General features: G+C 72.7%; 12 protein-coding genes and 2 pseudogenes. 7 read left to right on the top strand and 7 right to left on the bottom strand.

What is annotated here, in order from left to right; genetic code table 11:
* A pseudogene (locus tag ABT288_RS35270) lies at window positions 1-111 on the bottom strand (bifunctional methylenetetrahydrofolate dehydrogenase/methenyltetrahydrofolate cyclohydrolase); the annotation flags it as partial.
* Window positions 112-177: 66 nt separating this feature from the next.
* Here ABT288_RS35270 and ABT288_RS35275 point away from each other — a divergent pair.
* Both ABT288_RS35275 and ABT288_RS35280 read left to right on the top strand, forming a co-directional pair.
* Window positions 178-543, top strand: a complete 366-nt coding sequence (locus tag ABT288_RS35275; RefSeq protein ID WP_351616767.1) for an ANTAR domain-containing protein — start codon at window positions 178-180, stop codon at window positions 541-543.
* 597 nt (window positions 544-1,140) lie between these two features.
* Window positions 1,141-2,310, top strand: coding sequence for an AI-2E family transporter (locus ABT288_RS35280; RefSeq protein ID WP_351616770.1), 1,170 nt, complete (start codon window positions 1,141-1,143; stop codon window positions 2,308-2,310).
* 117 nt (window positions 2,311-2,427) lie between these two features.
* On the opposite strand, the gene ABT288_RS35285 is transcribed toward ABT288_RS35280, so the two are convergent.
* Complete coding sequence (locus tag ABT288_RS35285; RefSeq protein ID WP_351616772.1) at window positions 2,428-2,985, bottom strand: TetR/AcrR family transcriptional regulator; 558 nt, start codon at window positions 2,983-2,985, stop codon at window positions 2,428-2,430.
* Window positions 2,986-3,099: 114 nt separating this feature from the next.
* Here ABT288_RS35285 and ABT288_RS35290 point away from each other — a divergent pair, with 114 nt between their 5' ends.
* Window positions 3,100-4,257, top strand: a complete 1,158-nt coding sequence (locus tag ABT288_RS35290; RefSeq protein WP_351616775.1) for an FAD-dependent monooxygenase — start codon at window positions 3,100-3,102, stop codon at window positions 4,255-4,257.
* Between the two features lie 412 nt (window positions 4,258-4,669).
* A complete protein-coding gene (locus ABT288_RS35295) occupies window positions 4,670-5,605 on the top strand; it encodes an alpha/beta hydrolase fold domain-containing protein (RefSeq protein WP_351616778.1) in 936 nt (311 codons plus the stop codon).
* A gap of 41 nt (window positions 5,606-5,646) precedes the next feature.
* On the opposite strand, the gene ABT288_RS35300 is transcribed toward ABT288_RS35295, so the two are convergent.
* Entirely contained in the window at window positions 5,647-6,648 is a 1,002-nt protein-coding gene (locus ABT288_RS35300) for a LacI family DNA-binding transcriptional regulator (protein WP_351616781.1), read from the bottom strand.
* A 202-nt stretch (window positions 6,649-6,850) separates the two neighbouring features.
* On the opposite strand from ABT288_RS35300, the gene ABT288_RS35305 reads away from it, so the two are divergent.
* The 3 genes from ABT288_RS35305 (at window position 6,851) to ABT288_RS35315 (ending at window position 9,698) form a co-directional block, all read left to right on the top strand.
* Complete coding sequence (locus ABT288_RS35305; protein WP_351616784.1) at window positions 6,851-8,107, top strand: MFS transporter; 1,257 nt, start codon at window positions 6,851-6,853, stop codon at window positions 8,105-8,107.
* A gap of 179 nt (window positions 8,108-8,286) precedes the next feature.
* Window positions 8,287-9,066, top strand: coding sequence for a 5'/3'-nucleotidase SurE (locus ABT288_RS35310; protein WP_351616787.1), 780 nt, complete (start codon window positions 8,287-8,289; stop codon window positions 9,064-9,066).
* Window positions 9,063-9,698 carry a LysE family transporter gene (locus ABT288_RS35315; RefSeq protein ID WP_351616790.1) on the top strand — a complete coding sequence of 212 codons (636 nt, stop codon included), beginning with the start codon at window positions 9,063-9,065 and terminating at the stop codon, window positions 9,696-9,698. The genes ABT288_RS35310 and ABT288_RS35315 overlap by 4 nt, the downstream gene beginning before the upstream one ends.
* 126 nt (window positions 9,699-9,824) lie before the next feature.
* Here ABT288_RS35315 and ABT288_RS35320 read toward each other — a convergent pair whose 3' ends face one another.
* The 4 genes and pseudogenes from ABT288_RS35320 to ABT288_RS35335 all read right to left on the bottom strand — a co-directional run.
* Window positions 9,825-10,664 (bottom strand): lysozyme, encoded by an 840-nt coding sequence (locus ABT288_RS35320; protein ID WP_351616793.1) that lies wholly within the window; start codon window positions 10,662-10,664, stop codon window positions 9,825-9,827.
* A gap of 87 nt (window positions 10,665-10,751) precedes the next feature.
* A complete protein-coding gene (locus ABT288_RS35325) occupies window positions 10,752-12,608 on the bottom strand; it encodes a M1 family aminopeptidase (RefSeq protein ID WP_351616796.1) in 1,857 nt (618 codons plus the stop codon).
* 231 nt (window positions 12,609-12,839) lie between these two features.
* A complete protein-coding gene (locus tag ABT288_RS35330) occupies window positions 12,840-13,502 on the bottom strand; it encodes a maltokinase N-terminal cap-like domain-containing protein (protein ID WP_351616799.1) in 663 nt (220 codons plus the stop codon).
* Window positions 13,503-13,707: 205 nt separating this feature from the next.
* Window positions 13,708-14,151, bottom strand: a pseudogene (locus ABT288_RS35335) (hypothetical protein); the annotation flags it as partial.

Consider the following 14,151-nt stretch of genomic DNA (forward strand, 5'->3'; position numbering starts at 1 on the left):
GTCCCCGACCAGGATCGTGCCGAGGCCGGGCGAGACGCCCCTCTCCTTCAGCGCCGCCACGCGGGCGGTCAGATCGGACTTGATCGCGGCTGCGGGCGCTGCTGGTTCAATTGGGTGTGCAAGCGCCCGTCGAGGGCAAGCGTGGCAGTGACGCCTCCAACCCCGCAAAGGTGCTCCATGGCCTTCTTCGCGCTCTCCCGGCGGCAGCCGCTGGTGCTGCTCTCCTCGACCGAGCTCGCCGCCGAGTACGACCGGCTGGTGAACGAGAACGAGCAGTTGCGGTGCGCCGTGTCCTCGCACGCGGTGATCGATCAGGCCATCGGGGCCGTGGTCGTCCTCGGGCAGATCGCCCCCGAAGAGGGCTGGCGGGCACTGCGGGACGTCTCCCAGCGCACCAACACCAAACTGCGGACGGTCGCCGAGCACATCCTGGAGTACGCCCAGGGCGGCACACTCCCCGAACCGGAACGGATCGAACTCGGCAAGGCGATCGTCCGCTACCGGCGGTGCGCCGGCCTCGGCGAGGACACGACGGGCCGCTGAGCGCAGGCCCGGCTACGGTTCAGCGGCGGCCCAGCTTCATGCGGCGGTGCCGGTGGGCCCTGGGTGTGGCGGGCCGTCGGGCGATGCAGGATCCACCGGTCCTCGACCTGGTCGAGACCGAAGAGCAGGACGGCGAGGACGGGGAGCAGCAGGACGGCGATAGTGATCACTGGAGGATCCCCTCTGCCGACGACACTCTCCGAGTGCCCCGCCCCGCTCGGGCCACCCGCGGCGGTTGTGAAGGTCCTGTGAGCGCTTTCTACTGCCGCCGGTCGCCGACGAAGGTCTGGCGGGTGAGCGCGCAGGTGGGGGCCGCCGTGTCGGGCCGGCGATCCGAGGGGGACACGAGGGGGACCTGTGGAGGCCGGGCTCGCCCGCCTGGATCCGCGGGTGTGTCTTTCGTCCTCGCGGACCCGTCCGCCGCGGTCGCCTGGGAGATCGTCAAAGTCTCCCGATGACGGTGACACGCCGTGCGAAGCGCCGCCGTCCGGCGGAAACCACGCGCGGGCGCATTGCGCGCGCCCCTCTCGCGACGTGCGCTTACGGTTCTACGTGTGACCGACCGTCATCCGGGATGACGGAGAGGAGCCGGGAACGGTGGTGGGCGATGCGCGTCGGCGGGCGGCCGGGCCGGACGGCCGGCGCCGCAGGACGCGGGTGCTGGGCAGCCGGCCGGCGTACACCGTGCGGCTCCCGGCCGTACCGCGCACCGAACCGGTGCCGGCGGCCGAGCGGACGGTGCCGTGGCTGCGGGTCGGGGCGGCCTACGCCTGGCGGCTCATCCTCGTCGGGATCGTCGTCTACGGCGTCTTCAGCATCCTCGGCAGCTTCCAGCTCGTCGCCGTGGCCCTGTTCCTCGCGCTGGTCGTCACCTCCGTCCTGCGCCCGCTGACGGACCTGCTCGACCGGGCCCTGCCGCGGCCGCTGTGCGTCGCCGTGGCGCTGGTCGGCAGCATCCTGTTCCTGCTCGCTCTGCTGGCCCTGGTGGGCAACGCCGTGGCGGGCGAGTCGGCCAGGCTGACGGGCGAGTTCCGGGGCGGGGTGCACCGCATCGAACAGTGGCTCCAGCGGCCGCCGTTCCGGCTGAGTCCCCACCGGCTGTCCGAGCTGGAGAACCAGGTGACGCACTACCTGTCCGCGCACCGGTCCATCCTGCTCAGCCGTGCCGTCAGCGGGCTGAGCCGCGCGGTGGAGCTGGTCACCGGGGGCGCGCTCGCGCTGTTCGCCTCGGTGTTCTTCATCCACTCCGGTGAACGCCTGTGGCGCTGGGTCCGCGACCAGATGCTGCCGGTCGGCGCCCGTCCGGCGTGGGACCGGGCGGGGTGGGCCGCCTGGCGGGCCTTCGCCGGGTACACGCGCGGCATCATCATCGTGGCCGCCACCAACGCCGTGCTCGTCGGTATCGCGCTGCTCGTGCTGCGCGTGCCGCTCGCGCTGCCGCTGACGCTGCTGGAGTTCTTCGCCGCGTTCGTGCCGCTGGTGGGCTCGCCGGTCGCGCTCGGCGTCGCCACCATCGTCGCGCTGGCCGGGCGGGGACCGCTGACGGCTCTGGCCGTGCTGGCGCTGATCGTCGTGATCGGCCAGCTGGAGGGGCATGTGCTGCATCCGCTGGTGATGAGCTGGGCCGTGCGGCTGCATCCGCTCGTCGTCGCGGTGTCCGTGATCGCCGGCAGCATCATCGCCGGGGTGATCGGTGCCGTGGTGGCCGTGCCGATGGTGTCGGTGGTCTGGGCGGTGCTGCGCGCACTGCGTGCGGTGCCGCCGTGAGTCCGGGCCGTCATCGACTGCCGCGCGTCCCACATCATCAACTGCCGTGAGTCTCAAGGGACATGGCGCTGACCGGTCAGCGTCGTACCGCCGGCGCCGCGACCGCCGGCGTACCGCTCAGCGCAGGGCCGCCGCCACCAGTCCGCGGAGCTCCTCCTCCGCCACGCTCCCACCGTTCACCAGCCGGTCGAAGACCAGGCCGTCCACGCAGGTCAGCAGCGTCACCGTCCGTTCCTCCGGGTCGGCCACGCCCTGCGCGGCGAGAAAGTCGCACAACGCCTGCCGCGCCAGGTTCTCGCGCGGCACCAGGATCTCGCGCAGTTCGGGATGGCGCGCGCTCTCGACGGCGCACGCGTAGCGCGCCAGGGAGCGTCTGCGCCCTTCCCCGGTGAGCCTCGCCGCCGTGAACGCGACGAGTCCGAGGACCACTTCGGCGGCGGTCCGCAACGGCGGCGTCCTCGCACCGATCTCCTGCAGCTCGGCCTGGTCGAGCGCCACGAGGCGCCGGACCAGTGCGGTGAGCAGGGCCTGGCGGGTGCGGTAGTAGGCGGACGTGGTGCCGGGCGGCAGCTGTGCCGCCCGGTCCACCGCGCGATGGGTCAGCCCCCGCATGCCGGCGTCGGCGAGGACGGCGATGGCCGCGTCGGCGAGGAGAGTACGTCGGTCTGTGGACACCCTCACTTTCTACACCCCCGCTTCTACAGCCGTAGAACGAGGTTGTAGGGTCTTCGCCAGGGCTTCTACACCTGTAGAAGCCCTGGTGCGAACCAAGGTCGAAGGGGGTCCGGCATGGGCGGTACGGCGGTGGTGGTCGGAGGTGGCATCGGCGGGCTGGCGGCGGCGATCGGCCTGCGCCGGATCGGCTGGGACGTACGGGTCGTGGAGCGGGCCGGCACCCTCGCCGACGCGGGCGCGGGCATCTCGCTGCACGCCAACGGCCTGCGCGCCCTCGACGCCCTCGGCGTCGGCGCGGCCGTGCGCGCGGCGGCACGCCCGCAATACACCGGCGGCACCCGCGCCCCCGGGGGCCGATGGCTGGCGCGGATGGACGGCGCCGCCCTCGAACGCGCGCTGGGCACGCCGATCGTCGGGATCCGGCGCGCGGTCCTGCACCGCCTGCTGCGCGAGGCCCTGCCGGCCGAGAGCCTGCTGACCGGCGTCACCGTGCCGGCGCTGGACCGCTCGGCCCCCGACCGGGTGGGCGTGCCGGCCGGGGACGAGGTCCTGGACGCCGACCTGGTCGTCGCGGCCGACGGGGTGGGCAGCCGGCTGCGCGGACTGCTGTTCCCCGATCATCCCGGCCCGGTGTACGCCGGCTCGACGGTCCTGCGGGCCGTGACCGACGGGCCGCTGGACCTGCGCACCGACTTCGAGCTGACCTGGGGCGAGGGCGCGGAGTTCGGCCACATCCGCTTCTGCGACGGCCGGGCCGAGTGGCACGCGGTGCTCACCGCACCGCCCGGCGTGCGCCACGCCGACCCGCTCGGCGCGGTGCGCCGCCGCTTCGGCGGCTGGCACGATCCGGTCCCCGCCCTCCTGGACGCGACCCGGCCGGAGGCCGTGCTCCACCACGACATCCACGAACTGGCCACGCCCTTGCGGTCGTTCGTCGCGGGCCGGGTGGTGCTCCTCGGCGACGCCGCGCACGCCATGACACCGAATCTCGGCCAGGGCGCCTGCCAGGCCCTGGAGGACGCGGCCACGCTCGCCGCCGCGCTCGCCACGCAGCCCTCCGTCGCCGCAGCCCTGGCCCGCTACGACGCCGAGCGCCGCCCGCGCTCCCAGGCGGTCGCCCGCGCGGCCCGGCAGGCGGGCCGGATGGGCCAGCGGCTGTCCCACCCGCTGGCCGTGGCCCTGCGCAACACCGCGCTCCGGGTCACCCCGTCCCGGCTGGCGACACGAGCGATCCTCCGGCACGCCGACTGGACGCCGCCGCGCCTGGGCTGACCTGCCCCCCTGGGGCCTGCCGACCACGAGCCGGTGCACCGGGGAGACCAGCAGCTGGAGGATTTCGACGTGCGGCACCCGCGGGCGTACGACGGCGGCGACGCACGCCCGCGCTCAGCCGGCGCTCAGCCGGCGCTCCGCATCGCCTCGCCCGACACGACGGACCTGGCGCCGCCGGGCAGGGACAGCAGGGCGGGGCGCATACGGTCCAGGTCGTCCTCGGCGAGGGAACCGAGGCGCCCACGCCGAGGGCGAGGGCCCGGACGCCCGGTGCGTGGACGGCGTAGGCGGCACGCCGCGCAGCCGTCGGGGAAGACCCTCGCCAGGCGGTAGTTACACGTGTAACATCCTGCTGCGCCGACGAGCCCGCGCCCTCGGCGCACTGCCCCGGCCGACGACGGAAGGCCCCGCCATGACCTCGACCGCACCCGCCCAGCTCGACACGGGCTGGCCGCCGCCCCCGTTCCGCGCTCCCAGCCCCTCCGTGAAAGGCGCCGACGGTGTCCGCCGTTTCCACGGGCTGACCTACGCGATCTCGCCGGGCTACCGGCCGCGCCTGCTGGATGTCCATGTACCGCCCGCCGCGGCACCCGTACCGGCAGTCGTGTGGATCCACGGCGGGGGCTGGCTGGAGGGCGACCGGCGCTATCCGCCGCCCACGGTGCCGGTGGAGCTGCTGCACGGGGCCGTCCTCGGGGCCGGTCTGGCGCTGGTCGCCGTCGACTACCGGCACAGCCTGGAGGCGCCCTTCCCCGCCCAGCTCCATGACGTCAAGGCCGCCATCCGGTATGTACGGCAGCACGCCGCGGCCCTCGGCATCGACCCCGAACGGATCGGCGCCTGGGGCGAGTCGGCCGGCGGACACCTCGCCGCACTGGCCGGCCTGGTCCGCGCCGAGACACACGGCGCCGGCCTCGAAGGGATGGAGGGCGTGCGGGAGGGGGACAGCGGGGTGCGGGCCGTCGTCGACTGGTACGGCGTCTCCGACCTCGAGCCGCTCCTGGCCCACCGCATGCCCTCCCTGCCCGGCGAGCCGTCGTACCCGAACCCCGTCCTCACCCTGCTCGGCGGGCCGGAGACCGAACGCCGGGAGCGGGCCCGCGCCGCGAGCCCTGTGACCTACGCGGCGGACGGCGGCGCGCCTCCGTTCCTGCTGATCCACGGCCGCGAGGACCAGGTCGTGCCCTACGGCCAGAGCGAGGTGCTGGCCCGGGTGCTCAGGGGCGCGGGCGGTGATGTCACACTGCGGCCGGTCGAGGGGGCCGACCACATCTTCCTCGGCTCCGCGGAGGTGCCTGCGATCGTGGCGCACAGCGTGGACTTCCTCCACCGCCACCTGACCGCCTGACCTCCGGACGCCGTCAGGTCCTTCCCCGGAGGCAGCTGCCGTCAGGCCGAGTCACGGCGTACCAGCACCGGTTCGACCGCCGGCAGGGGTGCCGCGGTGCCGGTCTCGATCAGGTCGTGCAGCGTCGCGGCCACCTGCTCGGCGGAGGGCGCGTCCAGCCGAATCGTCGTGAGCGCGGGGCGCTGCAGGGCCGCTGTCACGAGGTCGTCGCAGCCTACGACGGCGACGTCACCGGGGACGTCGACGCCCTCGTCCCGCAGCACGGCCAGCAGCACCGCCGCGTACTCGTCGTTGTAGGCGAAGACGCCGTCCAGGCCGCGCTCCGTCCAGCCCTGCGCCAACTCGGCGGCGAACGCGCGCGTGTACTCCATCTCCACCCGGGTCACCGTCGCCGTCGTCCGGGCGGCCACGCTCCGCGCGCCGGCCAGGCGGGGCTCGGCGAAGGCGGAGAGGCCCCGTTCGCGGGGCATGACGACGCCGAGGCGCCGCCGCCCCCGCGCGACGAGGTGTTCGGCCGCGAGCACGCCCACCCGTTGGTCGTCGAACACGACCGTGTGGACGCCCTCGACGGGCCGCGGAGCGAGGGCCATCAGGGCCCGTACACCGGCGCGCCGCAGCACGTCCACGGCGGCCGCGTCCAGGCTCGTGCCGTCCAGCGCCAGGACCGCGCCGGGGCGCAGTTCGGCCCACGCGCGGGCCGCGCTGCCGGGATCGGCGAACCGGCAGGCGTGCAGGACCGTCGTGTAGCCGTACCGCTCCAGCTCCGTGTGCAGGTCGTCGATCCAGCCGCTGACCAGGCGCCCGATGGCGGACACGGCGGCGGGGATCAGCACCAGGTTGTTGCGGCCCGCGCGCAGGGAGCGGGCCGCCGCGTGCGGCACATAGCCGAGGGTGTCCGCGGCGGCGAGGACCTTCGCGCGGGTCGCCTCGCTCACCCGGTGCGCCTGGGTGTTGTTCAGCACGAAGGAAACGGTGGCCCGCGAGACGCCCGCCAGCCGAGCGACATCGGCACTGGTGACGGCCCCGGCCGCTGTCCTCGCCATGGTTCCCTTCCACCGGGTTGTGTGCGCCTTCAGGTTACACGCGTCACATGACGAATCGGCTTCCCTGCCGCGGACCTCTGTTCAACCCCACGACCGGGTGCTACACAAGGACCATCGCCGTCGGTTACTCGTGTAACCCACTTCCGCCCCGGCCGCGTTCTGCCTCTCTTCGCTTCCCCCTCCCCTTCCTCCAGGAGTCGCCATGCCCGTGCCGACCGAAGATCTCCGGCCCGCCGCCGCGCCGGCCGCACCCGAGTCCCGGCAGCGGGGGCTGATGACGCTGCTGCTCGTCGCCAACGCGTCGATGTACGCGGTGTACCTGGGGGTCGGGTCCGTCCTGCTGCCCACGCAGGTCGCCGCGATCGACGCGCACCACAAAGTGGCGCTGCTGGGCCTGATCGGCGGGGTCAGCTCGGTGTTCGCGACCGCCTGCAATCCGGTCGCCGGCGCGCTCTCGGACCGTTCGGGACGCCGCAACCCCTGGGTGCTCGGCGGAGTGCTGGCCTCGCTGGCCGGTCTCGCCTTCCTCGGCAGCGTGCACACGGCGCTGCTGACGGGCATCGGATGGTGCCTGGTCCAGGCGACCATGAACGTCTACCAGGCCGCCGTCACCGCCATCGTGCCCGACCGGATCCCGCCGGCCCGCCGCGGCACGGCTTCCGCCCTGGTGGGCCTCGCCCTGCCGGTGGGCGGCACGCTGGGCGTTCTCATCGCCTCGAGAACCGCCGGCCATCTCTCCTCGGGATACCTGGCACTGGGACTCGTGGCGGCAGCGGCGGCGGTGCTGCTGACGGCGCTGTGCCGGGACGTACCGCGGGACCAGGGTGCCGAACCCGCACCGGCTCTGCCCCGGCGCCGGCGCACGGCCGTCTTCCTGTCGGCGCTGAGCAGCCGTGACTTCCGCTGGGCCTTCATCGGCCGCGCGCTGATGGTGCTGGGCTACTTCTCCGTCGTCGGCTACCAGTTGTACATCCTCGACGACCACATCGCGCTGCCCGGGGGACTGAGCGCGGCGGACGCCATGGCCGTCCTCACTCCGGTGTCGATGGCGGCGATGGCCGTCTCCACGCTGGTCGGCGGCCTGCTGTCGGACCGCTGGAACCGGCGCAAGGTGTTCGTCGGCGTCTCGGCGGCGCTGGCGGGTGTCGTCATGGTGGTGCCCGTGGTCGCGCCGACCTGGCCGGGCATGCTCGTCTTCAGCGCCCTCAACGGGCTGGCGTTCGGCTGCTTCATGGCCGTGGACACCGCCGTCGTCACCCTCGTGCTCCCCCGCGCCGAGGACGCCGCACGCGATCTGGGCGTGCTGAACATCGCCAACGCCGGACCGCAGATCGTGGCGCCGTTCGTCGCCTCGGCCGTGGTCACCGCGCTCGGCGGCTACACCCCGCTGTTCCTGTTCGGCGGCGTGCTGTCGCTGCTCGGCGCGCTCGCCATCCTGCCCATCCGCGGTGTGCGCTGAGCCGCCACCCCGCTCTTTTCAGTTGCCCGCTGAGCCACCATCACGCCCCTGCCAAGGAGTACCCGTGCCTCGCAGACGTCTCCTCCGCGTCTCCCGCTCCTCCCGCCGGCCGCGCTGCTGCTGTGCGCCGGCACCCTGGCCGCCCCCACGGCAACCGCCGCCCCGCCGCCGGGAACGACGTGACGATCGTCGCCCCGCTCACGAACCAGAGCGGAGCCGGTACCCGTATCTCCAGCGCCCCCACGATCGGCGTACGGCACCCGCGGGCGAAGGTGTGGGCGGTCGACGGCTCGCCGGCGGACGCGGTGAACTTCGGCCTCTCCGCCGTGTTCGACCGGCACGCCCCGGACCTGGTGCTGTCCGGGACGAACTTCGGCCCCAACCTCGCGGCCCTGGCCACCCATTCGGGCACGGTGGGCGCCGCGATGACGGCCCTGGAGGACGGCGTACCCTCGATCGCCGTCAGCACCGGCGGCCTGGAGGCGCCCATACCCGACCGGATCCTCAACGCCATGCGGACGGCACGGGCACCGCCCGCGGTGCGGACGCCACCACGCAGAATCCGCACCCCGTGCTCAAGTCCGCCTACGCCGACAACGGCGACGGCACCTGGAAGGCAGCGATGTCGCGTCCGTCGACGCCGGCCGCATCTCGGTCTCGCCGGCCGGGACCAGGGCCGGGTCGGCGCCATGGCCCGGACCCACGAGGACAGTTCGGCCGCCAGCGGCATGTCCGGCCACACCGCGGCAACCACACCGCGCCGGTCACGGCACGCCGCGGCTGACGCGGGGCGGTCTCAGCGAGACGGCGAAAAGGAGTTGTCCGGGCAGCCGCGCTGCCGTCACGATCGGCGCATGACCTCGCTGACCGCCTTCCTGCCGTGGACCGCCGCCGACCGATCGGTGCGTGGTCGACAGCAGCGCGGCCGCCGGAGAAGGCCCACGCCCGTGCACGCATGACCGCGGCGCTGGTCGCGGGGCTTCTCGCGGGCTACGGCATCGCCGTACCGGTGGGAGCCGTCGGGACGTATCTGGTGGCGCTCACCGCCCGGACCTCGTTGCGGATCGGTGCCTGTGCCGCGCTGGGTGTCGCGGCGGCGGACGGCCTGTACGCGCTGATCGCCGTGATCGGAGGTTCCGCGCTGACACACGCCGTCGAGCCGATCGTGCATCCCCTGCGCTGGGTCGCCGGCGCGGTGCTCGTCGTGCTGGCGGTGCGCGGCGCGGCAACGGCGATCGCCCACTACCGTACGCCGCCGACGGCCTCCCGGACCGGCGCGACTCCCCTGCGCCCCGCCCGGGCCTTCCTGGGTCTGTGGGGCGTCACGATGATGAACCCCCTCACCGTGATCTACTTCGCGGCTCTGGTGCTGGGCAGCCAGACCTCGGCGGCACCGGACCACCTCGAACGGGCCCTGTTCGTCCTGGCCGCCTTTACGGCATCGGCCAGTTGGCAACTGCTCCTGGCCGGCGGCGGGGCCTTGCTCGGCCGGCTCCTGACCGGCAGCCGGGGGCGGCTCGTCACGGCCCTGGTGTCCAGCGCCGTGATGACGGCGCTCGCCCTGCGCATGCTCTTCACGCACGGCCACTAGGACCAAGGCCTGCCCCACCTCTCCCTCCTGTCCCTGCATTCGGAGCGGAGGCGATCGCGGAGCACGAGGTGACGTCGGAGCACCGCTCGAGCTGCCGCGCACCCAGGAGTGGCGCCAGGACCGGGGTCAGCCGGTCGCGAAGGTCTTCAGCCGGTCCGGGGCGCCGTTGAAGCGGTCGTGGTCCCCGACGGTCTTGCCGGTGGAGGTGTACTGCCACATCGTGTGGTACGACCAGCCGGCCGGCAGGGTCCCCGGGTCCGAGGCGTAACGGGCGATCCACAGGGGGGTGGTCGCCGCGAAGCCGCTGTAGTTGCCGGTGCAGTCGCTCCACCAGCTGGTCGCCGTGTAGATCATGGCGTTCCGGCCGGTGCGCGACTTGTAGCGGTTCAGGAAGTCGCGGATCCAGGTGACCATGGCGCTCTTGGACTTGCCGAAGCAGGCGGCGCCGTACGGATTCCACTCGATGTCGAGCACGCCGGGCAGGGTCCTGCCGTCCTTGGACCAGCCGCCGCCGTGCGCCAGGAAGTAGTCGGCCTGCGTGGCGCCACTGGTGGTGTCCGGGGTGGCGAAGTGGTAGGCGCCGCGGATCATGCCCGCCTTGTACGCGCCGTTGTACTGCTGGGTGAAGTAGGGGTTGGTGTAGTACGTCCCCTCGGTGGCCTTCGTGTACGCCCACTGTGTGCCGTCCTTCCACAGGGTCGGCCAGTCGACGGCGAGCTGGTGGCTGGCGACATCGACGCCCTCGGGCTGCGAGGTGCGGCCCGCCGGGGGCCGGGCGCCGGTGTCTCCGTCATGGGCGAGGACGCCGATGCCCATATAGGCGCCGCCGCGCACGCGTGCACCCCCGCCGGGTTCGGGCAGGGCCGGGGGGCTGGACAGGAACAGGACAAGGGCGGCCAGGGCCCCGGTGAGGCACAGGCGGGACCGGCCACGGAAAGGGACGATGAGGCTTCGCACGTAATCCATCTGACCCGTGGTCGGGTCGTATCGCACTCCGGGTTCCGCCCCATGAAGCAATCCGCGGCCGGTTTTTGACCCATGCGGGTGGTCCGGTCAGCCTTCGATGCGGTGCTGGGACCAGAAGGAGGTGAGGTCGGTGCTCGTGGCGGCCTGGGCGGCGGCCTTGAACTCGGCCGTGGTCGACACGCCGTACCAGTGCGCGGTCGCGTAGTCCTTCAGCAGCTTGGCCATGGCGGTGTCACCGAGGACGCGGCGCAGGTCGTGCAGCGCGCACTTGCCGTAGCCGTAGACGACGGTGGAATAGCGGGAGGAGTGCGCGTCCCAGTAGGCCATGGAGCCGGTGATCTTCTCGGCGCTGGAGGCCCAGGAGACGCTGCTCCAGCAGTTGGTGCCGGTCTTGCCGAGGGCGAGGTCGGTGGCGTAGTCCGTGAACGCCTCGTCCAGCCAGGGGCCGTTGTACTCGTCGTCGCCGACGATGCCGTACCACCACTGGTGGCCGATCTCGTGGGTGAGGGCGGTGGAGCTGACCACGTCCAGGACGAACCCGGGGTACTCCATGCCGCCGAACCAGTAGTTGTTGTCGAGCACGGCGTCCAGCTCGCCGTAGGGATAGGCGCCGAAACGGGCCGCGTGGGCGTCCACGGCGCTCTTGGCGGTGCTGAGCATGGACTGGGCGCTGGAGGAGCTGATGCCCGAGACCGAGTAGACGTTCACCGCGACGCCGGCCGCCGAGGTGCCGGAGACCTTGGTGAAGGGCCCGGCGGCCCAGGCGAAGTCACGGACCTTCGACGCTGTCGCCGTGGTCACCGTACGGCCGCTGGAACCGGGTGTGTCGGTGGAGGTGCCGGTGGCCGGGACCAGCAGGCCGCTCGGGTGGTCCAGGGTCACCTTGAAGTCGGCGGCCAGGGAGTAGAACGACTCGCCGTTGTCCGTGTACGGGTCGAGGTGCCAGCCGGCGCCGTCGCGGACCGCGAGGACGGGCAGGGCGTTGCCGATGAAGCTGTAGGCGCCGTCGTGGCCGAACCGGTCGGCGCCGCTGGGCACGGTGATGCCCAGGTCGAAGCCGATGGTGGCGCTCTGGCCCTGGGCGAGCGGGGCCGGCAGGTCGATCTTCAGCGCGGTGCAGGCCACGGAGGGGGCCTCCGCGGTGCCGCCGGTGACGCCCGTGACCCGGATCGGCATCGCGTCGCAGGTGCCGTGGTAGTTGTCCCACAGCCTCAGGTAGACCTCGTTGAGCGCGGTGGCGGAGGCGTTGGCGAAGGTCACGCTCTCGTGCCCGGTCCATTCGGTGCCGCTCGTGTCGCTGCTGAGGTTCACGGTGTACGAGGGTGCGGCCGGGGTGCGCGTGGAGTCGCCGGGCGGTGGCGCGCCGCCGCCCGAGGTGTCGAGCGCGATGTCGTCGAGGACGAAGCTCGTCCGGAGGCTGGAGTCCTCGGTCCCGGTGAAGGAGAGCGTGACGGTCTGCCCGGCGTACGCCGACACGTCGACCGACTTCTGGACGTACCCGGTGTTCTCGTCGAGGTTCGAGTAGGTGGCCAGCGTCGTGCTGCCGATCCGGGCGGTGAGCTTGTCGTACGCGACGGAGGAGGTCGTCTCGTCCGTGTCGATGTGCAGCCAGAAGGTGAGGGTGGCCGCGTCGCACCCGGAGGGGATGGTGACGCTCTGGCTGAGGGTGTCGGTATGGGTGCTGCCGACTCCGTCCAGCCAGGCGTAGGAACTGCCACCGTGGGCGGTCTCGCCGGAGCGGCTGGTGATGACGGTGGAGGAGGACGTCGACCAGGGCGATGTCCCGCTCTCGAAGCCGCCGTTGCCGACGACCTGCGCCGGACTGCAGGCGGCGGGTGCCGCGGCCGTGCGGGCCGCGGCGGGCGTGCCGGGGAGCACGAGTGCGGCCACGGCGGCGACGGTGAGCGCACCGGCGCCGAGGGCCTTGTGGGGGGTCGATCTCACACGCTACTCCTTTGCGGAGGCCGGGATTCCCGGCCTGCTCGATGGCCGCCGGTGACTGGGGTACGCCGGGGCGGCCGCTGACGGGGCTTGCGCGATCGCTGCACCGAGAGGTGCGCCGCGCCCTCACGGGGTCAGGGCGCGGACTGCCGAAAGCGTGACAGATTTGACCTGCCCATGCCAGATGAGCGATATGAGTCGATGAGTCGTGTGGATCGAGCGTGTGCAATGGGGTCAGGCGGTGCGCAGCGTCACGAACACCGCCGCCAGCGGCGTGCCCTGCGGGTCCTGCCAGCCGCGCGCCACATGACCGATCGCACCCTCGGGGCACAGCGGCGGGTTCTCGGGCACGGGCGTCAGGACCCGGTGGACCTGCAGGACCGTGCCGTGCGGCGCGGGGATGCGGGTGCCCTCCGCGTCGTCGGCCGGCTCGGGGGTGAAGCCGTCCAGGGTGAAGGGGGCGCCGGCGCAGGAGCGGACCACCTCGGGATCCAGGGCGCCGTCGACGCTCTGGGCGTGTGCCTGGGCCGTGCCCTCCATCAGCGACAGCAACTCGGTGACCAGCACCGGGTCGTGACAGCCGTCGTAGACCCAGCGCGTGCCCAGCACACCGTGCTCGATCGTGCCGACGAGCGCGTGCTCCGCGCCCTGCAGCGGCGCGGCGCGGTAGGTCAACGGGACCAGGTAGGCGGTCGCTTCGGCGGTGGAGGTGGCGGTGTCGGTGGCCACCATGAACTCGATGCCGACCTCGCCCTCCGGATCCTCCAGCCGGAAACCGCCGGACTTGACCGGCACCGGGGCGTCCGGGCCCCCGCGGTACCAGGGACGCGAGGGCAGCCAGTCGGTGAGCAGCTCCAGCTTCGTGGGCTTGAGCGTGGTGTGGTGGATGATGGCCATGCCGTCGGTGTTCCTCCGTTGTGCGGACGTGCTGACCACCGCAGCTTCTCACACCGTTCCCGCTGGTCACCGCCTGTCCCGGTTCAGGCCAGGGCGTCAACTCAACCTGTTCGCGGCCCAGTTGGCATGCCGCTGGGCCGCCCACTGTGGGCGGCCCAGCGATCTCCTGTTGGTGTCCCGGACTCTCTCAGCTGTCCTTTGTCACTTACTCATCGTCCCGCGATTCGTGCTCGTGGTCCGACTTTTTGTGAGCGTGATGCGGCTCCGACGGCTTCGACGGCCGAACGGGCTTCACCGGGTGCTCCGGGTAGGTCGGCTTGACCGGCTGCACCGGCTTCTCCGGATACACCGGCTTCACCGGGTGCTCGGGGTAGGTCGGCTTGACCGGGTGCACCGGCTTCTCCGGGTACACCGGCTTCACCGGATGTTCCGGGTAGGTCGGCTTGACCGGCTGTACCGGCTTCTCCGGGTACACCGGCTTGACCGGCCGCTGCGGCAACTCAGGCTTCACCGGGTAAACCGGCTTCACCGGCAGCTCAGGCTTCACCGGATACACCGGCTTGACCGGCCGCTGCGGCAACTCAGGCTTCACCGGATACACCGGCTTCACCGGCAGCTCAGGCTTCACCGGATACACCGGCTTCACCGG

The organism is Streptomyces sp. NPDC001093 (genome assembly GCF_040298985.1).
In the GTDB taxonomy this organism is placed as follows: Bacteria; Actinomycetota; Actinomycetes; order Streptomycetales; family Streptomycetaceae; genus Streptomyces.